Source organism: Pontibacter fetidus (genome assembly GCF_010119545.1).
In the GTDB taxonomy this organism is placed as follows: Bacteria; Bacteroidota; Bacteroidia; order Cytophagales; family Hymenobacteraceae; genus Pontibacter; species Pontibacter fetidus.
Genome location: NZ_JAAEAA010000018.1, coordinates 52,531 through 76,087 on the forward strand (window position 1 = coordinate 52,531; position 23,557 = coordinate 76,087).

19 protein-coding genes are annotated in these 23,557 nt (G+C 46.7%); 12 read left to right on the forward strand and 7 right to left on the reverse strand.

The window, feature by feature from the left end:
- Nucleotides 1-18 precede the first annotated feature (18 nt).
- From GWO68_RS13845 to GWO68_RS13875, 7 genes are all read left to right on the forward strand, one after another.
- Nucleotides 19-3,258, forward strand: coding sequence for a SusC/RagA family TonB-linked outer membrane protein (locus tag GWO68_RS13845; RefSeq protein ID WP_162347056.1), 3,240 nt, complete (start codon nucleotides 19-21; stop codon nucleotides 3,256-3,258).
- Between the two features lie 20 nt (nucleotides 3,259-3,278).
- The gene (locus GWO68_RS13850; protein ID WP_162347057.1) at nucleotides 3,279-4,730 is read left to right on the forward strand and encodes a SusD/RagB family nutrient-binding outer membrane lipoprotein; all 1,452 of its coding nucleotides are present in this window, start codon (nucleotides 3,279-3,281) and stop codon (nucleotides 4,728-4,730) included.
- A gap of 42 nt (nucleotides 4,731-4,772) precedes the next feature.
- Nucleotides 4,773-6,041, forward strand: a complete 1,269-nt coding sequence (locus GWO68_RS13855; RefSeq protein WP_162347058.1) for a DUF5689 domain-containing protein — start codon at nucleotides 4,773-4,775, stop codon at nucleotides 6,039-6,041.
- A gap of 233 nt (nucleotides 6,042-6,274) precedes the next feature.
- Nucleotides 6,275-7,459 carry a phospholipase D-like domain-containing protein gene (locus GWO68_RS13860; protein WP_162347059.1) on the forward strand — a complete coding sequence of 395 codons (1,185 nt, stop codon included), beginning with the start codon at nucleotides 6,275-6,277 and terminating at the stop codon, nucleotides 7,457-7,459.
- A 12-nt stretch (nucleotides 7,460-7,471) separates the two neighbouring features.
- The gene (locus GWO68_RS13865) at nucleotides 7,472-8,890 is read left to right on the forward strand and encodes a calcineurin-like phosphoesterase C-terminal domain-containing protein (RefSeq protein WP_162347060.1); all 1,419 of its coding nucleotides are present in this window, start codon (nucleotides 7,472-7,474) and stop codon (nucleotides 8,888-8,890) included.
- A 280-nt stretch (nucleotides 8,891-9,170) separates the two neighbouring features.
- A complete protein-coding gene (locus GWO68_RS13870; protein WP_162347061.1) occupies nucleotides 9,171-10,094 on the forward strand; it encodes a glycerophosphodiester phosphodiesterase family protein in 924 nt (307 codons plus the stop codon).
- Between the two features lie 129 nt (nucleotides 10,095-10,223).
- Entirely contained in the window at nucleotides 10,224-10,967 is a 744-nt protein-coding gene (locus tag GWO68_RS13875) for a GDSL-type esterase/lipase family protein (RefSeq protein WP_202923763.1), read from the forward strand.
- A gap of 65 nt (nucleotides 10,968-11,032) precedes the next feature.
- Here GWO68_RS13875 and agaR read toward each other — a convergent pair whose 3' ends face one another.
- The 4 genes from agaR to GWO68_RS13895 all read right to left on the reverse strand — a co-directional run bounded on the left by agaR (nucleotide 11,033) and on the right by GWO68_RS13895 (nucleotide 14,348).
- Nucleotides 11,033-11,797, reverse strand: coding sequence for a transcriptional repressor AgaR (gene agaR / locus GWO68_RS13880; protein WP_162347062.1), 765 nt, complete (start codon nucleotides 11,795-11,797; stop codon nucleotides 11,033-11,035).
- Nucleotides 11,798-11,970: 173 nt separating this feature from the next.
- Complete coding sequence (locus GWO68_RS13885; protein WP_162347063.1) at nucleotides 11,971-13,029, reverse strand: bifunctional transcriptional activator/DNA repair enzyme AdaA; 1,059 nt, start codon at nucleotides 13,027-13,029, stop codon at nucleotides 11,971-11,973.
- Nucleotides 13,023-13,787: an isocitrate lyase/PEP mutase family protein gene (locus GWO68_RS13890; RefSeq protein ID WP_162347064.1), complete on the reverse strand. Its 765-nt coding sequence runs from the start codon at nucleotides 13,785-13,787 to the stop codon at nucleotides 13,023-13,025. Before GWO68_RS13890 ends, GWO68_RS13885 begins: the two co-directional genes overlap by 7 nt.
- A gap of 135 nt (nucleotides 13,788-13,922) precedes the next feature.
- Nucleotides 13,923-14,348 (reverse strand): hypothetical protein, encoded by a 426-nt coding sequence (locus tag GWO68_RS13895; protein WP_162347065.1) that lies wholly within the window; start codon nucleotides 14,346-14,348, stop codon nucleotides 13,923-13,925.
- 212 nt (nucleotides 14,349-14,560) lie between these two features.
- On the opposite strand from GWO68_RS13895, the gene GWO68_RS13900 reads away from it, so the two are divergent.
- From GWO68_RS13900 to rny, 5 genes are all read left to right on the forward strand, one after another.
- A complete protein-coding gene (locus tag GWO68_RS13900) occupies nucleotides 14,561-15,184 on the forward strand; it encodes a DUF1684 domain-containing protein (protein ID WP_162347066.1) in 624 nt (207 codons plus the stop codon).
- Nucleotides 15,185-15,314: 130 nt separating this feature from the next.
- Nucleotides 15,315-17,735 carry a phenylalanine--tRNA ligase subunit beta gene (gene pheT / locus GWO68_RS13905; protein WP_162347067.1) on the forward strand — a complete coding sequence of 807 codons (2,421 nt, stop codon included), beginning with the start codon at nucleotides 15,315-15,317 and terminating at the stop codon, nucleotides 17,733-17,735.
- 3 nt (nucleotides 17,736-17,738) lie between these two features.
- The gene (locus GWO68_RS13910; protein WP_162347068.1) at nucleotides 17,739-18,035 is read left to right on the forward strand and encodes a DUF4349 domain-containing protein; all 297 of its coding nucleotides are present in this window, start codon (nucleotides 17,739-17,741) and stop codon (nucleotides 18,033-18,035) included.
- Nucleotides 18,036-18,090: 55 nt separating this feature from the next.
- The gene (locus GWO68_RS13915) at nucleotides 18,091-18,375 is read left to right on the forward strand and encodes a cell division protein ZapA (RefSeq protein ID WP_162347069.1); all 285 of its coding nucleotides are present in this window, start codon (nucleotides 18,091-18,093) and stop codon (nucleotides 18,373-18,375) included.
- A 104-nt stretch (nucleotides 18,376-18,479) separates the two neighbouring features.
- The gene (gene rny, locus GWO68_RS13920) at nucleotides 18,480-20,045 is read left to right on the forward strand and encodes a ribonuclease Y (protein WP_162347070.1); all 1,566 of its coding nucleotides are present in this window, start codon (nucleotides 18,480-18,482) and stop codon (nucleotides 20,043-20,045) included.
- A gap of 860 nt (nucleotides 20,046-20,905) precedes the next feature.
- Here the strand turns inward: rny and GWO68_RS13925 are convergent.
- From GWO68_RS13925 to panB, 3 genes are all read right to left on the reverse strand, one after another.
- The gene (locus tag GWO68_RS13925) at nucleotides 20,906-21,652 is read right to left on the reverse strand and encodes an acyl-CoA desaturase (RefSeq protein ID WP_162347071.1); all 747 of its coding nucleotides are present in this window, start codon (nucleotides 21,650-21,652) and stop codon (nucleotides 20,906-20,908) included.
- A 266-nt stretch (nucleotides 21,653-21,918) separates the two neighbouring features.
- Nucleotides 21,919-22,590 (reverse strand): RluA family pseudouridine synthase, encoded by a 672-nt coding sequence (locus GWO68_RS13930; protein WP_162347072.1) that lies wholly within the window; start codon nucleotides 22,588-22,590, stop codon nucleotides 21,919-21,921.
- Nucleotides 22,591-22,693: 103 nt separating this feature from the next.
- The gene (gene panB, locus GWO68_RS13935; RefSeq protein ID WP_162347073.1) at nucleotides 22,694-23,515 is read right to left on the reverse strand and encodes a 3-methyl-2-oxobutanoate hydroxymethyltransferase; all 822 of its coding nucleotides are present in this window, start codon (nucleotides 23,513-23,515) and stop codon (nucleotides 22,694-22,696) included.
- Nucleotides 23,516-23,557: the final 42 nt, after the last annotated feature.

Genomic DNA, 23,557 nt, shown 5'->3' on the forward strand with positions numbered 1-23,557 from the left:
AGTTATAAATCAAACCAGATGGAAAAACGTTTACTTCCTCCCCAAAAGAGCAGGAATAGTCTGAAGAAAAGTCTTTGGCTATGCTCGTGCCTGCTGTTAGCAGGAAATGGCATGGCGGCAGGTGCCCTGGCATCTACCGTTTATGTACAGACTCCCCAGACACAGAAAGTTACTGTAAAAGGTAAAGTAACTGCAGGCGACGATGGTAGTGCATTGCCGGGCGTAACTATACTTGCAAACCAGCAGCCGGTTGGTGTTACCAACGTGGATGGTAACTTTAAAGTAGACGTGGAAAAAGGAGCAATTCTTTCTTTCCGGTTTGTAGGCTACCAGGTATATAATGCAACTATAACCGGCCCGCAGGAAAACCTGGCTATTACCCTAAGCCCTGACAGCAAGCAACTATCGGAGGTGGTAGTAACGGCACTGGGTATAGAGCGTGAAGAAAAAGCGCTGGGTTATGCCGTAACACAAGTGCAGGGCGAGCAACTTACCAATGCCATCTCAAACAACTGGACCAATGCTTTATCTGGTAAAGTAGCCGGTATAAACATGACCAAGTCTGGTGGTGGCCCTGCAGGTTCTAACAAAATCGTACTTCGTGGCGAGAACAACCTGAGCGGCGACAGCGAAGCACTGATTGTGGTGGATGGCGTGATCATGAACCACAAGCGTACAGGAAGCGGAAGCGGTGCCTATCTTTCAACTGACAACGCGGTAGACTTTGGTAACAGTATAAATGATATTAACCCGGATGATATTGAAAGCATATCGGTACTAAAAGGCCCTGGTGCAGCTGCACTATACGGTGCGCGTGGTGGTAACGGTGCTATCATTATCACAACCAAAACAGGCCGCAAAACCAAAGGCCTTGGCGTAACTATAAACTCTAATACAGCTATAGCCAATGTGTCGCGCTGGCCTGATTACCAGTATGAGTACGGGCAGGGCGTAGGCGGACAGGATACCTGGTATTCATACAACAACACCGAAGACGGAGCCAGCACAAAAAGTACAAGTTCTGCCTGGGGTCCGCGCTTTAATGGCCAGAGCTATTATCAGTACGACCCAACAACACGCACCAACGGGACAACCCGCACACCGTGGGTACCTTACAAAAACAACCGCAAGGATTTCTTTGAGACAGCGAAGACCTTTACCAACAACATAAGCATAGACGGCGGAAACGATAAAACATCAGCCCGTTTATCTTACACCAACCTAAAAAACACCTGGATAGTACCGAACACAGGTTATAACCGAAACACGCTGGCCCTATCCCTGAACCACAAGGTTACAGACAAACTACAGTTCGCTTCTAAAATAAACTATACAAATAATAAGAGCGACAACCTGCCATCTACAGGCTATAATAACCACACCATCATGTACTTTATCAGGGGCCTATCGCCTAACCTGGACCTGGAGTGGTTTAAGCCTTACTGGGTACCGGGCAGAGAAGGCCTGGAGCAGAGCACACCATTCAGCGGTATCCTGGATAACCCGTTCCTACAGGCGTATGAAATGCTGAACAAATCTGATAAGGATGCTATAGTTGGAAACGTATCGGTTACCTACGATTTTACAAAGGACCTGAACCTGATGGTGCGCTCATCGATGGATATGTCCAATGACAACCGCGCACAGCAGCGCCCGTTCGATACGCAGAAGTTCCCGGAGGGTATGTTCCGTACCCAGAAGATCTATAGCAAAGAGATTACCCACGACTTCCTGTTGCGTTACAAGCGTAAGTTTGATGATAAATTTAACAGCGGCCTTTCGCTGGGTGGTAGCAGAATGTCAAACAGATACTCCAGAGACGAGCTAAGAGCGGATAAGCTGCTTTTCCCGGGTATCTATAGTTTTGCAAACAGCAAAGAAACTCCGCTTGCTTATAATAACAGAGCCGACTATAATGTAAACAGCATTTACGCACTGGCAGAAGCAAGCTATGATAACGTAGTATTCCTGGATTTAACTGGCCGCCAAGACTGGACAAGTACCCTTGCAAGACCAGGCGACCTGGATAACGTTTCGTTCCTGTATTATTCTGTTAACCTGAGTACCATTATCTCAGATATGGTACAGATGCCAAGAGCAATTTCCTTCCTAAAAGTGAGAGGCTCTTTCTCGGATGTGGGCAGCGGTGGTGTAACACCATACCAGACCGTTTATAACTACGAGGCGGAGGAAGCCTACCCGGGCGGACTTTCCAACCCATCTACCATCCCGAATGAAAACCTGAAACCGCTTTCAACCAGAAGCGTGGAGTTTGGTTTAGACATGCGCCTTCTTCGAAACAGATTAGGCCTGGATGTATCGGTGTATAATAACAAAACCTTCGACCAGATCCTGGTTGCCCCACTTGACAGATCGAGCGGTTATAGCCAGATCGTGCTGAATGCCGGTATGGTGCAGAACAAAGGTTTGGAAGTGCAGGTAAACGGCAAACTGTTAGAAAACAAAAATGGCCTGAACGTAGACCTGTTTGCAACTTACGCAACCAACAAAAACAAGGTAGTAGAACTGGTAGATAGCCTTGGAATTTATATAGAAGCGTTTGGCCCGGCCAACCGTGGATCGATGGAGTCGCGTGTAGGTGGCCCGATGGGTGCCCTGTACGGCCTTGGTTATGAGCGTGCCCCGGATGGCCAGATCGTGTATGACCAGAACGGCTTACCGCTACTGAGCAGCGAATCTAAATACCTGGGCAATGTTACACCAGACTGGAGAGGTAGCATTGGCACAAATGTGAAGTATAAAAACTTCGGGCTGAATGTGCTGTTCGATGGTCAGTTTGGTGGTGTTGCTTATTCGTTAACACATGCTGTGCTGATGGAGGAAGGCAAGCTTACCAAAACATTGCCAGGCCGCTACAACGGTATAGTTGGTAAAGGTGTGATCAAAAATGCAGATGGCACTTACCGCCCGAACGATGTGCTGGTAACCAACATGCAGACTTACTATACACGCCACTTTACCCGCGATAACGTGGAAGCCAACACCTTCAGCACTGATTATATTAAGCTGCGCGAAGTGCGCCTGGATTATGCAGTACCGGCAACTATACTTCAGAAAATTAATGTGCAGAAAGCAAGTATAGGTTTGTTTGCCCGCGACCTGTTCATGATCACAGAGTGGCCAGCTTTCGATCCGGAGATCGGAACACTGGATGGCGGAAGAATTATTGGTGGTTTTGAAGTTGGCCAGTTCCCTGCAACCAGAACGCTGGGCCTGAACCTGACTGTAGGTATCTAATTTTATAGGAAGTAGCTATCATGAAAAAGATAAAAATATTTACGCTTACAGCACTGGCGGCATCCTGCCTTGCTACCTCTTCCTGTACCAAGGATTTTGAGGAAATAAATACGAACCCTAATGGTACCACTGCGGTAGCGCCTGCATCGTTGCTGATGCCAGCCCTGCACGATGTGGTAACCCGTAATAACAACCGTGCCCTGCGCCTGAATAACGAGCTGATGCAGGTGCATGTAACTATACTTGATACCGATGAGATCCACCGTTATGTGATCAAGTCTGGTGAGTCGGATTACATGTGGAACAACTGGTACCTGCAGCGCACTAACTTTGTAGATATCTATAACAACGCGCTGCTTACCCAGCAGAAAAGCTTTATGGGTATCGGCCTGATCCTGGATGTGTGGGTATCTTCTATGCTGACGGATATGTACGGCGATGTGCCTTACTCTGAAGCCAACAAAGGCCGCGAAGGAAAACTACAGCCTAAGTTCGACTCGCAGGAGATGATCTACAAAGACCTTTTTGCAAAGCTGGAAGAAGCCAACGCATTGCTGGCAGCCGGCGAGGCGATGAGGGATTACGAGAAAAGTATAGATCCGCTTTATGCCGGAGATATTACCAAATGGAGAAAGTTTGGTAACTCGTTGTACCTGCGCTTGTTAATGCGTGCTTCCAACAGGCCAGAAGTTGATGCGGCTGGAAAAATCAGAGAGATGGTTGAAACAAACGCTTCTTTCTACCCAATCTTCACTTCAAACGAGGAATCTGCTATTCTGCGCTATACAGGTACTATGCCATTGTTATCAGAGTTTTCTGGCATGCGTGATTACGACTTTAACGGTAGCCATGGTTTATCAGATTTCTTTGTGAACCACCTGAATGAAATGGGCGATCCGCGCATTACTAGATGGGCTACCTTGTTCGGCTCAGGCTACTATGGTATACCAAGCGGTTACGTGCCAGGCAACATCCCGGAAAGACAGTCCTCTTATCACCTTACTTTAAAGACCGAGCCACTTTTAGGAAACATAATCAACTATGCAGAGGTGCAGTTTATATTGGCCGAAGCTGCGCTGAGAGGCTTTATTTCAGGTGATGCCAAGACTTATTACGACAAAGGTACAACTTCTGCGATCAGTATGTGGGGACTTGAGGTTCCTGCTGACCATTTAACTAAACCAACTGTGGCTTACGACCCTGCTGCTGACTTCGATACCAAACTGGAAAAGATCATGCTACAGAAATACTATAGTTTATTCTTTACAGATTTCCAGCAGTGGTATGAGTACAGAAGAACCGGCCACCCGGTGTTGCCAATCGGACCTGGTGTGCAGAACGGTGGAGTAATGCCTTCGCGCTTCAAATACCCGGTTTACATACAGTCGCTGAACGGAGCCAACTATAACGCAGCAGTTGCAGCTATGGGCGCCGACGATATCAACACCAAAGTATGGTGGGACAGAGACTAACAGCTGAACTATAAAAGAATAGAAAGAATAAAGACATACGTCATGAAAAACAGATATTTATCGTTTCTGGCCATCTGCTTAAGTGTGTTAGGTTTTACCTCGTGTATGGAGGAAGACCCGAACCCGGCGGAAGGCACTGTAAACCCGGTTGCTTCGCTGTACGTGGTGCGCGATGCCTTTCATGAAAAGGATATGGCACTTGGTACCGGCGCTTTGTTTGGTGCTTACCAGGCAGGCGGGGTAGTGGTTTCTGATCCGTCGGGTAAAAACTGGCCAGCAGGGTTGGTTGCCATACAAGATACCTGGAGAGGTAACCAGAGAGGCATTATACTTAACCTTGGCGAGCAGGCTGCTGCAACTTTTGAGGTGGGTGATTCGGTGTTGTTTGATGTGAGAGGTACGACTCTTACCCGCAAAAACGGCGTGCTGCAGATTGTTGGCCTGAAGCCGGAAGCTATCCAGAAAAAAGCAACTGGTTTGCCGGTAGCTCCAAAAACAGTATCGGTGAACGAATTGCTTACCAATTTCCATAAGTACGAAAGCACGCTGGTTATGGTAAGCGGCGATACAGACCCGCTGCCGGTAACCGGCGAAACCTATGCCGGCAACAAGCAGGTAGGCGATGGTTCAGGCAAAACTATAACCTTGTATACAGCTGCTGACGCCGCTTTTTCGGGACGTAAGTTACCGGCAAGCGCCAGCTTTGTAGGGATACCAACTATAGCCGAAAATGGAACGCCGGAGCTACGCATGCGCACCAGCGCCGATGCCCTGAATGCCAGCGGACCGATATATGCAAACTGGCCTGAAAGCTTCGAGATTCCGGACTATAACGAGAAGAAAAGCTACAACATGAAAAATGCGGATGGCTCTTCGAACAACGCCCGAAACCTGGCCACCGGCAACTGGACACTGTACCAATCTATACTGGAGCAAACGGCAGGCCGTGATGTGATCGTATCAGGAAAGCAGGCTGTTCGTTTCCAGCAAAACCTAACGGAGTCGGCATATCTACAGATGAACTTTGACCTGCCGAACGGCGCAACAAAAGTTACGTTATGGTACGCCACTTATTACACCGATAAGCCAAGCACCTGGCAGTTGGAGTATTCGCAGGACCAGGGCACCACCTGGACCAAAGTGGGTAATGCTGTTTCGGATGCAGAGCGCAACCACAAAATGGCAACGTTCCTGATGGATATTTCGGGGCCGGTACGTTTCAGAATAAACAAATTAGGCCTGGGTACCTCAAGCACAACCGTTAACAATGGCCGCCTTGGCATAGACGATTTCGCAGTTTACCAGAACTAAGCACACTTCTACATATAGGCGGCCCTGAAACTCGGGGACGCCTTTATTTTTACCCGCAACTATAGTTGCAGAAAGCAATTTACCCTAACCTGTTGGCTGCTTATATTTTAAAGTATAACATGGCATTCCAGGTCCGTCAGTTTTAAATTTCTTTGGGTGCTGGTACTGGCTTCGAGCTATTTGCCAGCCAGCTACCCTAAGAAAAGAAAAGTATTAACTCCGAACGCGCATTCATGTTTAAGCATACCCTCTACACCCTTTTGTTGTGTTTGCTGTTTGTTGGCTGCAAAAGCGAGAAAACAGACACGCCGACACCCACGCCACCACCCTCCGAAACCTTAACTCCGGTAACTGCTACTTTCCCGGCAGCGGTTTTTACAGACGTGGCCAATGTAAAACAAGGCAAGGCTTCGCTGGCTATACTCGATAAACTGATCGCTATAGTTAATGCCACGCCAAAAAATGCAACTATCTATTTAAGCATTTTCCTGTTCGATTACCCGGCGTTAATTCAGGCCATAAAAACAGCCAGCGAAAGAGGTGTTAAGGTTCATTTGATGGTAGACCTTGGCCGCACGGAGTCGCAGGAGACGAACCCACTCACATTTTACGAACTCAAAAGGTTTCTGGAAGCTCGCGGTGGCGAAGCTGTTTCTATTGCAAACGATGCCAGTTCCAGTGCCATTAACCATAACAAGTTTGCCCTTTTCTCGGAAGTAGTTACCACCACCGGTAATGTCCAGAACTTGGTATTCCAGACCTCGCATAACTTTACCGAAGACGATGCACGCAAGTTCCAGGATGCGGTGCTACTGCCACATACAGGCTTATTTGATGCCTATAAAACCTACTGGACTGATATGAAAGCCAAAGCAACTGCCGGTATGAAAGATTACTACTACAAAGAGTATACAGATGCCACGGCAGGTATAAACGCTTACTTTATGCCCAAGCGCCGCAATGGCACAAGCTATGGCGACGACACGATCATCGAATTCCTGAACAGCATTACCAACCCAGCTACGGCAACTATAAAAATTGGTATGTCGGACTGGACGAACACGCGCCTGAACATAGTGCAGAAACTTGCTGAGCTACAAACGCAGGGAGCAACTATAGAACTGGTTGTTAAAAATAAGATTGACGATAACATCATGTCCGGGCTGAGAGATCTGCAGCAGAAAGGCGCTTACCTGAAAGTTTATGACATTTCGAAAGCCAACATCCATGCGAAATTTATACTTATACAGGGCAACTGGAAAGGCGAAAATGCAAACATCCTGATAACTGGTTCGCACAATTTTACTAACAACGCCCTGCGCAACAACAACGAAACCATGCTACTGCTAAAGAACCACGCGCTCTTTACAGACTATAGCAATTACTTCGATAACCTTAAAACAGTGCCGGGCATTTAACAATATTCAACCATGAAGAGAAGATCCTTTTTAGAGCGCATGCTCCTGTTTTCAGGGGGACTTATACTTAGCGGCAGCTATACATCGGCGCTGGCAGCTCCATCAACCAGCACGATAAAAGGCAGGGTAACCGCCGGAAGTAAAAAGCTGGCAAATGTAGTTGTGTCGGATGGCTATAGTGTGGTAAAGACTAACCGCAAAGGTAAGTATGAACTACCGGTTAACGCACAGGCTAAATTTGTATTCATATCTGTGCCTGCCGGCTACGATTTCCCGAATGAGAACGGCATTGCACGGCATTACCAGTTACTGAACAAAGACAGCGAGCAAGACTATAGTTTTGAGCTGAAAGCCCTGCCAACCGACGATACAAAGCACAATTTTATTATCTGGGCCGACCCACAACCGCGCAACAAACGGGATGCCCAGCGCATGTTGGATGAGTCGGTGCCCGACACGGTGAAGACACTCCAAAGTATGGCTGCCGGTACGCTGGTGCATGGCATTACAGTTGGCGATATTACCTGGGATAATCCGGAACTATACAAAGAGTACGACCAGGGCGTAGCCACAATGGGTATTCCGTTTTTCCAGGTGCTGGGCAACCATGATCAGGATCTGAACAAAGGTGGCGATGAAGTATCGGATAAAACATTTGAAGCCACTTATGGCCCTACTTATTACTCGTTTAACCGCGGCAAACTGCACTATGTGGTGCTGGATAACGTGCGTTATTTGGGCAAAGACAAGCAATACGACGGCTATATTACCGAACGGCAACTGAAGTGGCTGGAAAAAGACCTGGCCATGGTACCTAAAGATAACCTAGTGATACTTTGTGCCCATATCCCGATACACTGGGGTGTGAAGAACAGGGAAGAGCTATACCCGATCCTGAAAAACCATAAGGTACACATCATGACGGGCCACACGCACTATAACCGCAATGTAATAGAGCAGGATATTTACGAACATAACCATGGCACGGTGTGCGGTAACCTCTGGACAGGCCCCGTTTGCGGCGACGGTGCGCCAGGTGGATATGCAGTGTATGAAGTTGATGGCACAGACCTGAAGTGGTATTATAAATCGACTGGGTTTGATGCGGACCACCAGATGACGATTTATGTGCAGCCAGCAGCAGAGCATAAACGCATGCTGGTAAACGTATGGAACTGGGACCCGGAATGGAAAGTAGAGTGGTGGGCTGATAACCAGTATAAAGGCACGTTGCAAAACATCATTTCGCACGACCCGGTGGCCTGGGAGCAATACCAGGGTGACCAACTACCAAAAGGCCGCACTTATGTGGAGCCACGTGAAACAGAACACTTTTTTGAAGCATTTGTACCGGCAACTATAAAACAGCTGAAAGTAGTTGCCACCGACCGCTTCGGCAGAAAATACGAAAGCCAGCAAGCGATTTCCTAACTATAGTTTATACTTCGATTTTGTCCCCCTTTGGAGGGCAGGGCCGTTAAGTTCTAGCAAATTCTCCCCTTGAGGGGAGCGCAGAGGGGTGTTTACATTAGCGGGTGAATTTAAAACTGGCTAACAATAGGCTTTTTGGTCCTGAATAACACCCCTATAATCCCCTCAAGGGGATAGTTCTCGGCAGAACTTAACGGCCCTGCCCTTTGAAGGGGGCAGGGGGATGATGACTTTAGTTGAAAATCTATAGTTTATACTAGTATTTATACTTTAGACCAGCATGATCTTACATAAAATAGTACCTGTTGCGGTGACTGCCCTGTTGTTAATAAGCAGCTGCAAAAGCACCGAAACAATAACCAAGCAACAAATGCCCGAACTACCTGCTTTTGATACCGAAGGGCACCGCGGCGCACGCGGCCTGATGCCTGAGAACAGTATTCCGGCGATGATGAAGGCATTGGAACTGGGCGTAACTACTCTGGAAATGGACTGCCATGTTACCAAAGACGGTAAAGTGGTAGTGACCCATGACCCATACATTAACCCGCTGTATGCCCGCACCCCGGATGGTAAAGACATAACCAAGGAAGAGAGCCAGAACTACGCCATTTACCAGATGGATTATGATCAGGTGCGCCGTTTTGAGATGGGTACCAAGTTTTATGATACCTACCCGCATCAGCAGAAAGTAAAGACTTATATTCCGTTACTTGCGGAGCTGATAGACTCGGTACAGAACCACATTAAGGCCAATAACCTGCCGCAGGTATTTTATAACATCGAAACCAAGTCGGTAGCAAACGGCGATAATACTATTCACCCGGAGCCTGCTGTGTTTGTGAAAAAACTGGTAGAGGTACTGGAAGAAAAGAAAATTACGGAATGGGCTATTGTGCAGTCGTTCGACCCACGCACGCTGAAAGTATTACATGAGCAGTATCCGAATATCAGGGCGTCGCTGCTGGTTAGCAACAAGGATAGCTTTGAAGAAAACATTGAGCGCTTAGGTTTTACGCCTGTAGTTTACAGCCCCAACTATAAACTGGTAACCCCTGAACTGATTGCCAAAGCGCATGAAAAAAATATAAAGGTAATTCCGTGGACAGTGAACACTGCCGAAGACATTGCGCGCCTGAAAGCTATGGGCGTGGATGGCATTATTTCAGATTACCCTAACATGTATAAAGAGCTGCAGAATTAAATGAAGGTGATGTTTTAATTAATTCTACTTGTCGATCTCTACACCCGGCTCAGGCAGCTTTACTATTTAGAGTTGTTTGGGAAGGGGTAGAGGAAGACGCTCTAAGTAACAATACTTACCTCTAGTATCATGAAATTGAATATCAGATTATACTTACTTACGCTTAGTAGTGCCCTTTTATTTGCTGCACAGTGCAATGCCCAGGAGCAAGCAGAAACCACTGAAAGCTCGGGTATTTTAATGGAAGAAGGCATAAAACCTGAAAAAGTAAAATACGACAGCACGTATCGCCCGGGCACGTACCAGGTGCAGGTAGATTATTTCCGGAACTATAAAAACTCAAAAAAGGACATCATTTTTTTAGGCAACAGCCTGACTGCCCACATCGACTGGAGCGAATTGCTGCAAAATAAGCATGTGCGTAACCGGGGCATCTCCAGCGATATTACGTTTGGTGTGCTGGAGCGCCTAGATGAAGTGATTGAAGGCAAACCTGCCAAAGTTTTTCTGCTGATAGGTATAAACGATATTTCGCGCAACGTACCTGAAGACGTTATACTGGCCAACTATAGCAAGATCATCCGCCGCATTAAAGCAGGTTCGCCGAAGACAAAAATTTACGTGCAAACGCTGCTGCCTACCAACAACTCCTTCGACAAGTTTAAGAAGCACTATAACAAGGAAAAGCAGACGGCTGTAGTTAACCAGGGTATAAAAAAGATAGCTGCTACCGAAAACGTAACAGTTGTAGACCTGCACCCGCACTTTGCTGATGGTGATGGAAAACTGAAACTGGAGTACACCCATGATGGTCTGCACCTGACGATAGAAGGCTACAAAAAATGGGCTGAGATACTGGAGAAGTATCTATAGCAAGAACGTTAGAAAATATGAAAGTTAGAAAGTTGAAGGCTCTGCAAATAGCGGGGCCTTTGCTTTTAAACTATAGTTACTTTTATGCCCATGCCTTCCAGGGCTTTTACGGTATAGTCCGAGATGCCGCTATCGGTGATGATCTGGTCTATGTCTTCAAAACCGCAGATCTTGCCGAAGCCTCTTTTTCCGAATTTTGTAGAATCAGCAAGCACAATCGTTTTCTGGGAGACTTTTATCATCTGGCGGTTTAGGTGCGCTTCGGTTACGTTGGTAGTTGTCAGGCCGAAGTCCAGGTCAATGCCATCTACGCCTAAAAACAGTTTGCTGCACGAGAAATCAGCCAGTATACTTTCAGCATACGGCCCGGTTACTGATGATGAACTTTTGCGTAACACACCGCCCAGCTGCATTACTTCAATTTCGGGGTGGCGGTTAAGTTCTAGGGCTATGTTTAGCGAGGGCGTAATAACGGTTAAGCTTGCTTTCGGCTGGATGTTTCGGGCAAGTGCCAGCACCGTAGTACCTGATGCGATCAGTATGGAATCGTTGGGTTGCAGCAAACTGGCAGCCGCCGCACCAATGCGCATTTTCTCCGATGCCTGTATTTTTTCCTTCTCGTTAACGGAGCGGTCTATGGTATAGGGGTTGTTGGCCGTGGCGCCGCCATGCGTCCGGAAAAGTAAGCCTTTGTCTTCCAGTAGCTTCAGGTCTTTGCGGATCGTTACCGACGACACACTCATCTTCTCGCAAAGTTCCAGCACATTTACTTGTCCTTCCTGCTTCAGTTTGTTCAGTATCTGCTGGTGGCGTTCGGCTAAAGTTAACATAAGGTTATACGATTTATACCTGTAAATATAGGAGGTTATACAGAGTAATGGAAGGGCAATAGTGGTATAGTTTCTCCTGCACTACAAGTATAAATGCTATAGTTGCTGAAAAATAGCAGTTACGTTGGCTGGCGTAACCAAAACTATAGTTCCGGATACATATTACAGAAAACTTAAGCGCTGCAAAACTGTTTTTCGTGCTCCAGCATCCATTGTTTTCTCTCCAGTCCACCGCCGTAGCCTGTCAGTTTTCCGTTTTTACCGATTACCCGGTGGCAGGGTATAACTATAGCTATTCTGTTAAAACCGTTGGCAGAGGCAACAGCTCTTACAGCGTCTGGGTTTTTGAGTAGTTCGGCTTGCTGCTGGTACGAGCGTGTTTCACCATAAGGTATCTGTGCCAGGCACTCCCAAACCTGGTTTTGAAACACCGTGCCCGGTGTGTGCAAACTAAGCGAAAAAGCTTTGCGCTGGCCCGCAAAATATTCTTCTACTTCGGTTTTGGCTTGTTTTATGTGTTCGTTCTCGCCGGCAATAATGGTAGCATTCAGGCGCTTTTGCAGATCCCTGAACTCTGTTTCCAGCATTCTGCGGTCTACAAACTCCAGCAGGCAAACCCCTTTTTCGGTGGCGCACACCAGCATCGGGCCAAGCGGTGTGGTTAGTCTGTTCATCAGGATCACGTTTTTTGCTTTGCCCGTTTTAGGCGAGCTGCCCATCAGCTTTTTATAGGTATAGCCAAACCCGCTCAACGATTCGTAGCCGGTTTCAAAAGCGGTGTCGGTGGCGCTCCTGCCGCCTTTCAGCTCCAGCAATGCCTGATTTATGCGGTACATTCTTTGGAAAGCCTGGAACGTAATGCCGTAGTGCTGTTTAAACCACCTGCGCACCAGCACGGGGCAAACCTCTTTCTGCCGGAGCGTGTAATCAGATATCTTTTCTTTCGGATTGCTTCTGACCAGTTCTATGGCGGTGTTTACCTGTTCCGGGGCGAGGTTGGCATTTTCGGTGGGGCGACACACTTTGCAGGGGCGGTAACCGTGGTTCAGGGCATCTTTAAAAGTAGTAAAGAAGGTAACATTCTCTGCCTTGGGTTTTCTGGCCCGGCAGGTGGCAATGCAGAAAACAGTTGTGGTCCGGACGCCTACGAAAAAGATGCCCACATAACTTTGGTCTCTGTTAAGCAAAGCGGTGTAGTAGGTCTCGATCTTCTCTTTATCTGTAACTAACATAACTCAAACACGGGGTTAAAGTTCTCCTGGGTTTTTACGTCCTGCAGCAGCTGCGCAAACCGGTCATACAGTTTCCCGAACAGGAAATTACCCATGCTAATGCGTTTTACACCAAGTCTTTTCAATTCCTTAAAGGCAGGCAGGTTGGGCATACACATTACGTTCAATGGTAAGCTGGTGCTGCCTGTAACTGCGCTGATGTCTTCTTTGGCCACTATACATGGTACAAAAATGCCATCTGCCCCAGCTGTTTCGTAAAGTTGCGCTCGAACTATAGTTTCCTGCAACTGGTTTGGGTGGCCAACTATAAACGTATCTGTCCGCACATTCAGAAACAGGTCTGTTCCGTTTTTCAGGAAGGCCTCTTTTATAGTTTCCAGAGTGCGGGCAAAACTATAGCTGTCGCAAAGGGTCCTTTCGTTTGCCACCAGGCTGTCTTCTATGTTAATACCGGCCACACCCAGGTCGGCCAATACGTTAATGTTTTCTATGATCTCCGACGTATTCCTGCTATAACCTGACTCTATATCTACAGAAAGTGGCAGGCTTGTATTGGCTGCAATCCTTTTTACCAGGTGTGCCAGCTCCGCAAATTCCATTTTTTCGCCATCCTCGTAGCCCAGCATACTGGCCATGGCAGCACTTGATGTGCCAATCGCCTCAAAGCCTTGCTGTTCTGCTATTCGGGCGCTTGCCACATCCCATACATTACAGATCAGGAGCGGCTTGTTTTGTTGGTGTAGTTGTTTAAATGTCATGAGGTTTCTTTTCTGCAAAGAATGCCATAAGGCGCCCGACCAGCAACCGAAAACTGAACAAGTATTTTTATTTTATCTCAGACTCGTGTGAACAACTTGCAAGCCCGCCAGCCATTGCATGCTAGTTATACCAGGCTATGGGTTGTTTTTCATTAAAAGCACGTGCAGAGATGCAATTTTCGTTGGATCATTTAAAATCCACTTTCTCATAGTATTCAAATTGACCATTCTTGCAAAATTGTCATCACCCTCAACTATATAGTTGTACTTAGTACCCATAAACCAAACTACGGCATAAATTATTTCGCCTCCATGCTTTTGCTGTAAAAACCGCTTTGGCTTTGTTGCCACAAAAATTGATTTCAGATCGGCAGTTGCTGCGCTGTCTAATTTTATTGTTTCAGTTTTTCGGGATTCAAGGTCACGATGGTTATACTGTAGTCCTGCTGTTGTGCCGGCGCGTTTAAAGTCTTTATAAATAAAAACTGAATCTGCTTCAATTTGGCAGTAGGCAGGAAATGTCAACACTATCAGAAATGCTTGTAGCAGTAATTTTTTCATCTTTACTAATTGACCATAACGATAGCTTATATCCGAACATGGCCTAAAACTTAAACAGGGCAAACGAATATACATTGTATATCTGAAACTATAGCAGCAAGGGCAAGTGTGCCGATCCGTAACATTAAAACAGTGCGACAGGCCAGAAGATTATAGCCTGTATAATTCATTCGTTTTTCCGACCTTTGCACCGGACTTTAGCTACAGAAACTATGCAACGCCCTGTTAAGCTTGTGATTTTTGCCGGTATCGTGCTGGTACTTTTGTATTTTGTGAAAGAGACTTTTTTAAGCGAAGAGAACTATATCAAACCGCTTCTGAAAGAGCGCGAAGACAAGGACCTGTCGTTCAGGAGCCGCACCAACAGCCCGTTTACCGAAGAAGGCCGCCAGAGTTTTAAGAACCTGGTGTATTATGAGCCCAACATAAAGTATAAAGTATCTGCCAAAGTAGAAGACCTGCCAAAACAGGATACCCTGCTGATGCCGCTCACAAATGGGAGCTACGAGCCTTATCTGCGTTATGCTACTGCTGTTTTCGAGCTCGAAGGCCAGCCCCAGCGCCTGACACTTTATAAAAAGCTGGCAAAAGAAGAAAAAGACCAATGGTTTGTGCCTTTCACAGACAAAACCAACGGCTTCGAGACGTATGGTGGCGGCCGCTTCCTGGATATTCCGTTTAAGGAAGACGCTAAAACTATAGTTCTGGACTTTAACCGCGCCTACAGCCCGTTCTGCGCCTACAACCCTGAGTACGTTTGCCCGGTTCCGCCAAAAGATAACCGCTTAACTATAGCTGTACCTGCAGGGGAAAAGGCATACGAAGCGCATAAATAGGAGGTAGCTTATTCGGATCTGTTCGTGCCATTTTTACAACTCGTGCCGCACTAAACAGAATAATGTTTAATTTTGGAGATGACTGGCTCTAACAATAGGAGCTAAACTATAAAAGAATAAAAATTACGACATGCTGATCTCACTCGACTGGTTAAAACAGCTGATTCATATAGATAAAACCGCGGAAGAAGTAGGTGCTTTGCTGACAGGCGCAGGCCTGGAAGTAGAAGGAATACACAAACTGGAAGCCGTAAAAGGTGGCCTGGAAGGCATTGTGATAGGCGAAGTGCTTACCTGCGAACGCCACCCGGATGCTGACAAACTTAGCCTGACTACGGTAGATATCGGAACAGGGGAGCCGAGCCAGATCGTGTGTGGCGCGCCAAACGTGGCAGCCGGCCAGAAAGTGGTAGTGGCAACCGTAAACAGTACGCTTTACCCAACTGGTGGAGAACCATTCAAGATCAAGAAATCTAAAATACGTGGTGCAGTTTCGGAAGGGATGATCTGTGCGGAAGATGAGATTGGTATTGGTACATCACATGCCGGTATTATGGTGCTGGATACGGACCTGCCAAACGGGACGCCTGCTGCTGAGTATTTCGGATTGAACCCGGATGAGATGTTTGAAATTGGCTTAACGCCTAACCGCGCCGATGCGGCATCGCATTACGGTGTTGCCCGCGACCTGCAGGCGCTACTTAAAACGCCTGCTACGCTGCCTGATGTTTCTGCTTTTAAAGTTGAAAATACCAGCCGAACTATAGCTGTAGAAGTTGAGAACCTGGAAGCTTGTCCGCGCTACGCTGGTGTAACTATAACGGGTGTAAAAGTTGGTCCGTCGCCGGAATGGCTGCAGAAAAAACTGCGCGCTATCGACCTGTCGCCAATCAACAACATCGTTGATGTTACCAACTATGTGCTGCACGAACTGGGGCAGCCGCTGCACGCGTTCGATGCCGACCAGATCGCAGGCAATAAAATTATAGTTAAAACTATAGCTGAAGGAACACCTTTTGTAACGCTGGATGACGTTGAGCGCAAAATGAAGGCTAACGACCTGATGATATGCAACACCGAAGAGCCAATGGCAGTTGCCGGCGTGTTTGGTGGTAAAAAGTCTGGGGTAACCGAAGCAACTACAACTATATTTATAGAAAGCGCTTACTTCTCTCCAGATTATGTGCGTCGCACAGGTATGGTACATGGCCTGAAAACAGATGCATCGTTCCGTTTCGAGCGTGGTACAGATCCGAATATGGTGATTACAGCTCTGAAGCGTGCTGCATTGCTGATGCAGGAAATTGCCGGAGGTATAATATCATCTGATATTGTAGATGTTTATCCTAACACGATCCAGAACACGGAACTGAGCCTGAGCATTGAGCGCACCCACCAGCTTATTGGCCAGCATATCGGTGCAGAGCGCATCAAAACTATACTTACCGATCTGGGCATTGAAGTGAACGGCGAAACTGAAACGGAGCTGCAGCTGTCTGTGCCTCCTTTTAAAGTAGATGTTACCCGTGAAGCCGATGTGGTGGAAGAGGTGCTACGCATCTATGGTTTCAACAACATTGAAGTAAGCGAGCACATGGGCACTACGTACATGGCCAGCTTCTCCAAGCCTTACCCGGAAGATGTGACTGACGCGATCATGGATTATATTGCCGACAACGGTTTCCATGAGATCATCACTAATTCTATTACTAACTCGAACTACTATAAACCGGCCGGCGACGCTGAAGTGGCAGGCCTGGTGAACGTGGTAAACTATAACTCCGAAGACCTGGATGTACTGCGCAAGAGCATGGTGTTTTCGGGGCTGGAAGTGCTGCGCCGCAACATTAACCGCCGCCAGCGCGACCTTAAATTATTTGAGTTAGGCAAAATTTACCAACAACAGGAAGACGGCACAACCAAAGAAAGCCGCCGCCTGGCGCTATACATGGCCGGCAACCTGACTGCCGAAAGCTGGAAACAGCCGGGTGCTAAAATGGCTTTCCATGACCTGGCCGCTGTAGTGCAGAACGTGCTGCGCAAACTGAATGCGTCGGACTACGAAACACAGCCGCTGCAGCCAAACCCATACATGAAGCAAGGTGTATCCTATGTGAAGAACGGAACTATAGTTGCCGAGATTGGTCCGGTGGATGCGGGTGTAGCGAAGTTTATGGAAGTGAAGGAGCAGGTTTGGTACGCCGAACTGAACTGGGATTACCTGCTGAAGAAGTATAAAGCCAACCTGACTGCTGAAGAGCTACCAAAGTTCCCGGAAGTACGCCGCGACCTGTCTTTGGTATTGGATAAGAATGTTACCTTTGACCAGGTGAAGCACATTGCTTTCAGAACAGAGCGCAAGCTGCTGCAGGACGTGAACGTGTTTGACGTGTACGAAGGCGATAAGATAGAGCAGGGCAAGAAAGCTTATGCTATCAGCTTTACTTTACTCGACAAGCAGCAGACCCTGACCGACAAAGTAATTGACTCCACGATGACACGCCTGATGCAGCAATTTGAGAAACAGTTAGGAGCTTTTATCCGGAAATAAGCCATGGCAAAGGAAGCACAACTGCAACATCTACAGCAGATTGAAGATAAGCTGCGAAAACTACTTAGCCGCTACGCAGATGTGCAGCAACAGCTAAGTAGTGCCCGCGAAGAAATAAAACTCCTAGAAACACAGCTGGACGAGAAAGATCAGCAAATAAAAAATTTTCAAAATCAGGAGAATATTGTTAAAATTGTAGACACGATAGCAGGAAACCCTGCAAATTCGACTGAGTTAAAGCTCAAGCTAAACGAATATATCAGAGAAATTGATAAGTGTATTGCTTACCTGCGCGACTAAAGTATATGATATACAGCGCAGAAAAGGTGAGCAGTAACTATAAACAACGCAACGGATGAGTGAATTATCAATTAAGATTCGCATCGCAGAACGCGAGTATCCGATGCGGGTAAAGGAAGAAGAAGAGGAAAGACTTCGCTTGGTAGGCAAGTTGCTGAACGAGCGACTAAAGTTCTTTAAAGACCAGTTCGGTATCCAGGATAAGCAGGACCTTCTGGCCATGGTTGCATTTGAGACCATGGTAGAGAAACTGAAACTGGAGGAGGACAAGAACAAGCACCTTTCTAAAGTAGGCCAGCAGCTTAACGTGCTGGATGACCTGCTTTCTTCGGTTAAGTAAACTATAGTGGTGGCCTTTACCATGTTCGTAAACTATAAACAGCTTTAAACCCGTCTTATTGCAGCGACTGCTAATGTGTTTTATACACCTTAAAACATGTTAACATGCCCGATATTCTATTAATTTTAATCACTGCCCTGGTGGCGCTCGCTGTGGGCGTTTACATTGGGCGTATGCTGCTGCAAAAGGTATACAAGCAGCAGGAGGTAGCTGCACGCCAGAAAGCTAAAGCTATTATTCGCGAAGCGGAGATAAACGCTGAGGCCATCAAAAAAGACCGCATGCTGGAGGCAAAGGAGAAATTCCTGAAGCTGAAATCTGAGTTTGAAGAAGAGTCAAACAAGAAGAAAAACATTATCATCCAGAATGAGAATAAGGTAAAGCAGCGTGAGCAGCACGTTACCAAGCAGATGGAAGATAATAAGCGCCGTGAAAACGAACTGAACAAAGAAAAAGAAGCCCTTAACTTACAGTTAGAGCACCTGCACAAGCGCAAGGAAGAGGTAGAGAACCAGCATAAAGAAGTAGTTGCCCAACTGGAGAAAATTGCCGGTTTAACTGCATCTGAAGCCCGCGAGCAACTGGTTGAAGCCCTGAAAAGCGAAGCCACCACGCAGGCATCCTCGCACATCAAAGACATTGTAGCCCAGGCTAAACTTACCGCTACCAAAGAAGCCAAAAAGATCGTTATCGAAACCATTCAGCGCACGGCTGCTGAGCATGCTATCGAGAACTGCGTTTCGGTATTTAACATCGAAAGCGACGATATCAAAGGTAAAATCATCGGTCGTGAAGGACGTAACATCCGTGCCCTTGAAGCTGCAACCGGCGTTGAAATTATAGTTGACGATACTCCGGAAGCCATCATTATCTCTGGTTTCGATCCGGTTCGCCGCGAAATTGCACGTCTGTCGTTGCATCGCCTGGTTGCTGATGGTCGTATTCACCCGGCCCGTATTGAGGAAGTGGTAGCCAAAACACGCAAGAACATTGAAGAAGAGATTGTTGAGATTGGTGAACGTACTGCCATTGACTTAGGTATCCACGGTCTGCACCCGGAGCTTATAAAGATGGTAGGCCGTATGCGCTTCCGTTCGTCTTATGGCCAGAACTTGCTACAACACTCACGCGAAGTAGCTAACCTTTGCGCTACCATGGCTGCCGAGCTTGGCCTGAACGTGAAACATGCGAAACGTGCCGGCTTACTACACGATATTGGTAAAGTAACTCCAGACGAGCCGGAACTGCCACACGCGATCATCGGTATGGAGCTTGCCAAAAAATACAAGGAGCACCCGGACATCTGTAACGCCATCGGTGCCCACCACGACGAGATCGAGATGACAGCGATGATCTCTCCACTTATTCAAGCTTGCGATGCTATTTCCGGTTCAAGACCAGGTGCACGTCGCGAGATCATGGAGTCCTACATCAAGCGTCTGAAAGAACTGGAAGAAGCTGCTATCTCTTTTGAAGGCGTTAACCAGTGCTATGCTATCCAGGCTGGCCGTGAACTGCGCATTATGGTAGATGCTGATAATGTATCAGACGAAAAAGCAGCACAGCTGTCGTTTGATATTTCGCAGAAGATCGAGAAGGAAATGCAATATCCTGGTCAGATCAAGATCACGGTTATCCGCGAAATGAGAGCGATTAGCTACGCTAAATAGAATCATACTTTTAGCCAAAGTAGGCCGCCTGTTGTACACGTTACAGCAGGCGGTTTTTGGTTTTATAGTATTATGTCATTTCGAAGCAAGGAGAAGTCTGAATTCTATCGTTCTACTTTTGTCATTTCGAGCATTCTTGAGACGAGAGTCGAAAAGAACCAACGTAGCTGTGAGAAACCTTATGTGTCCTGTAGTTTGCGGTTCAACTCTTCGAACCAAGCCTTTTTTTTCATAGCTATTTGTATTCCTGGGAGCTTTACCTACCCATCGTTTCAATTCAGCTTTGGCTCCCTCACGGCCGGGAGGCCCCGTCTTCGGTTTGATCGCTGCTTTCGCTTCCTTTGCTCGTTCCTCGCAATGCCTTGCGGCACCGGAACCTCTCGAGGCGCTCAATCCAAAGACTGTGATCTTTCTACTATTCACCACTAACTATAGCTTGCACCGGTAAGCTCTGAGATTTATCGTGGTTGTAGTTTCGTAGGGACAGGTCGCGACCTGTCCGATCTTGGTCTGTAACTATAGAACTATAACCTCAACTATAGCAAAGGCAAAGAATTCCCCTCTTGAGAGGGGCAGGGGTGTGTTATAGCGAAGGCTTAACGTATCTTCTCACAAGATCCTTCCAGGATGACAAATAAAATAGTAAGTAAAACTCCCTCTCCTGTTTATAGGAGAGAGCTGGAGCAAGGTGAAGCCCCAGACGCTAGCAGGAGCTGTGCACACTGCTAGGTTCAAAATCCTGCAAATCCTGATTCAGACAAAGACTTCCTCTCCTGTTTTAGGGGTAGGAGCACTTTTTAAAAGGAGTGGACTGGGGCGAGGGAAACAAAAAAGCCCTCCGTTTCCGAAGGGCTTTATAATTATGCTTTCACTTTTACCTTAGCAGGTTTCAGTTTTATAATACTCAATTTATTCAGCGTCCAGATCACAGGCCAGGTTGGGTCAACTTCCCACCACTTTACTCCAAAGTTAACGCGGTTAGGCAGTTTGTGGTGGTTGTTCTGGAATAGCTCGCCTCCTGTCAGGAAATCGAAGAACAGCGAGTTGCGTGACTTGTCGTTGTTATCGAAGTTCTGGTAACCATATTTGTGGCCGCTCCAGTTTACGATAGCGCCATGTACCGGACCCATCAGGAAATGAATTGGCAGCAGCAGGTACATCCACCAGAATTCAGCAAACTGAATGTAGAACAGCACATAAAGCACACCCCAACCAATACGCGAAAAGTAAGAATCGCCTACTTTTTCAATAAAATTCCAAACCGGGTAGTTGCCATCAAATCTGCGCTCCGGCTCAACGCGGTTGTTTAGTACATCGTTGTAAATATTTTTGGTCTTCCACATCATCGTAAAGGCATTGTTAGAGTAATGCGGCGAGTGTGGGTCGCGCTCTGTGTCAGAAAAAGCGTGGTGCATGCGGTGCAAAATGGCATAAGCACGCGGCGATAAAAAAGAAGAACCTTGCGCGATATAGGTCAGCAGGTAAAACGCTTTCTCCCAAAACGGGTTCATGGTAAACATCTTATGGGCTGCATACCGGTGCAGAAAAAAGGTTTGTACAAACAGGGATAGGTACCAGTGTACTAAAAAGAAAATCAGGATAGCCATTAAAGCGGAAGAATTGATATTTTAATAAATTGATAAGCAGGTATAAACTATAACCTTGCTAAATGACTGCAAAATTACGACAGTTATTTATATCAAAATAGACAAAGCGCTATAAAAGTTCAGAAAGTTGATAAGGATCAACTTTTATAATGAATAGTGATTAATGAGGAGTAATGAATAAGTAATGATAGTATAAGTAATAGAAGAGTATGATTATAGCAGTTTCACCTGCTTCTCATTAATCATTACTCATTATCAATTACTCATTAACTAAACGGCTTCCAGACGGCGGCTGCAGGTAGGGGAGCAGTTATAGTTATAGTTGTTTTCAAGGTTGGGTGCTCGAAATGCAGGGTGTGGGCGTGCAGGGCAATACTTTTATCGGGGAGTGGTTGTGGGGCGCCATACTTTAAATCGCCAACTATAGGACAGCGCATACTGGCCAGCTGTACCCGTATCTGGTGTGGCCGGCCGGTAATCGGGTTTACTTCCAGCAGGTACTTGCCTTGTTGGTTACCAAGTAATTTATAGTTGAGTTCAGACCTCGCGCCCGCAGGGTTTTCTTTTGCGTAAGCTTTCGTAACGTTTTTAGAAGCATCTTTTACAAGCCAGTGCACCAGCGAGCCGCTCTCCTGTGCAGGTTTATTCTGAACTATAGCCCAGTATATTTTCCGGGTTTTCTTGCTTCTGAAAAATTCGTTAAGTCGGGTTAATGCTTTAGATGTTTTGGCTAACAACACTACACCGCTCACCGGGCGGTCGAGGCGATGCACTACGCCTATAAACACATTGCCGGGCTTATTATACTTGTGCTTGATGTAGTCTTTAGCCAGGTCAGCTAAGGTTATGTCGCCGGTTTCGTCGCCGTGTACCAGCAAGCCTGCCGGTTTGTTCACCGCCAGCACATGGTTATCCTCAAACAGAACACTTAAAGCCATAGGCTTTTTAATGAGTAATGAATAATGAACAATGATTAATAGAATGAGGATTACTTTGCAACAAACTATAATTAGTCATTACTCATTAACCATTATTCCTTAATTAATATGCTTCCTGATCAGTTGGAAAATCGCGGCTCTTAACGTCTTTCACATAATTCTGCACGGCTTCTGTCATAATACTGTGCAGGTCAGCGTAGCGACGAAGAAAACGCGGTTTAAATTCTTTGTTTATGCCCAGCATGTCATGTACCACCAGCACCTGTCCATCTACATGCGGACCAGCACCTATACCAATAATCGGAATATGTAGGTTTTCAGCAACGCGTTTAGCCAGTTCAGAAGGAATTTTCTCCAACACTATAGCAAAGCATCCAAGCTCCTGTAGCAACTGAGCATCTTCAATCAGTTTCTGTGCCTCGGCTTCTTCTTTAGCACGAACCGTGTAAGTACCAAATTTATAGATTGATTGCGGCGTTAAGCCCAGGTGGCCCATCACCGGAACGCCAGCGCTAAGTATACGCGTAATAGATTCTTTAATTTCAGCGCCACCTTCCAGTTTTACGCCATGCCCACCAGACTCTTTCATGATACGGATGGCCGAACGAAGCGCCTCTGAAGAATTGCCCTGGTATGACCCAAAGGGCATATCCACCACTACAAACGCCCTCTTTACAGCACGCACCACCGACTGCGCATGGTAGATCATCTGATCCAGCGTTATGGGTAAGGTGGTTTCGTGGCCGGCCATTACATTAGAGGCAGAGTCGCCAACCAACAACACATCAATCCCGGCAGCATCCAGAATAGAAGCCATGGAAAAGTCGTAGGCCGTTAGCATCGATATCTTTTCGCCGCGCTCCTTCATGTTTTGCAACTGGTGCGTGGTGATTACTTTTACATCGCTTTTTTTCTGTACTGACATGGTATTGCGTGATTTTTTTGTAAAACTATAAAACTTTAGAAA

What these genes read in the sequence shown, in the direction of transcription:
- GWO68_RS13845 (WP_162347056.1), top strand. Translation starts at nt 19, where the DNA reads ATGGAAAAACGTTTACTTCCTCCCCAAAAGAGCAGGAATAGTCTGAAG.
- GWO68_RS13850 (WP_162347057.1), top strand. Translation starts at nt 3,279, where the DNA reads ATGAAAAAGATAAAAATATTTACGCTTACAGCACTGGCGGCATCCTGC.
- GWO68_RS13855 (WP_162347058.1), top strand. Translation starts at nt 4,773, where the DNA reads ATGAAAAACAGATATTTATCGTTTCTGGCCATCTGCTTAAGTGTGTTA.
- GWO68_RS13860 (WP_162347059.1), top strand. Translation starts at nt 6,275, where the DNA reads ATGTTTAAGCATACCCTCTACACCCTTTTGTTGTGTTTGCTGTTTGTT.
- GWO68_RS13865 (WP_162347060.1), top strand. Translation starts at nt 7,472, where the DNA reads ATGAAGAGAAGATCCTTTTTAGAGCGCATGCTCCTGTTTTCAGGGGGA.
- GWO68_RS13870 (WP_162347061.1), top strand. Translation starts at nt 9,171, where the DNA reads ATGATCTTACATAAAATAGTACCTGTTGCGGTGACTGCCCTGTTGTTA.
- GWO68_RS13875 (WP_202923763.1), top strand. Translation starts at nt 10,224, where the DNA reads ATGAAATTGAATATCAGATTATACTTACTTACGCTTAGTAGTGCCCTT.
- agaR (WP_162347062.1), bottom strand. Translation starts at nt 11,797, where the DNA reads ATGTTAACTTTAGCCGAACGCCACCAGCAGATACTGAACAAACTGAAG.
- GWO68_RS13885 (WP_162347063.1), bottom strand. Translation starts at nt 13,029, where the DNA reads ATGTTAGTTACAGATAAAGAGAAGATCGAGACCTACTACACCGCTTTG.
- GWO68_RS13890 (WP_162347064.1), bottom strand. Translation starts at nt 13,787, where the DNA reads ATGACATTTAAACAACTACACCAACAAAACAAGCCGCTCCTGATCTGT.
- GWO68_RS13895 (WP_162347065.1), bottom strand. Translation starts at nt 14,348, where the DNA reads ATGAAAAAATTACTGCTACAAGCATTTCTGATAGTGTTGACATTTCCT.
- GWO68_RS13900 (WP_162347066.1), top strand. Translation starts at nt 14,561, where the DNA reads ATGCAACGCCCTGTTAAGCTTGTGATTTTTGCCGGTATCGTGCTGGTA.
- pheT (WP_162347067.1), top strand. Translation starts at nt 15,315, where the DNA reads ATGCTGATCTCACTCGACTGGTTAAAACAGCTGATTCATATAGATAAA.
- GWO68_RS13910 (WP_162347068.1), top strand. Translation starts at nt 17,739, where the DNA reads ATGGCAAAGGAAGCACAACTGCAACATCTACAGCAGATTGAAGATAAG.
- GWO68_RS13915 (WP_162347069.1), top strand. Translation starts at nt 18,091, where the DNA reads ATGAGTGAATTATCAATTAAGATTCGCATCGCAGAACGCGAGTATCCG.
- rny (WP_162347070.1), top strand. Translation starts at nt 18,480, where the DNA reads ATGCCCGATATTCTATTAATTTTAATCACTGCCCTGGTGGCGCTCGCT.
- GWO68_RS13925 (WP_162347071.1), bottom strand. Translation starts at nt 21,652, where the DNA reads ATGGCTATCCTGATTTTCTTTTTAGTACACTGGTACCTATCCCTGTTT.
- GWO68_RS13930 (WP_162347072.1), bottom strand. Translation starts at nt 22,590, where the DNA reads ATGGCTTTAAGTGTTCTGTTTGAGGATAACCATGTGCTGGCGGTGAAC.
- panB (WP_162347073.1), bottom strand. Translation starts at nt 23,515, where the DNA reads ATGTCAGTACAGAAAAAAAGCGATGTAAAAGTAATCACCACGCACCAG.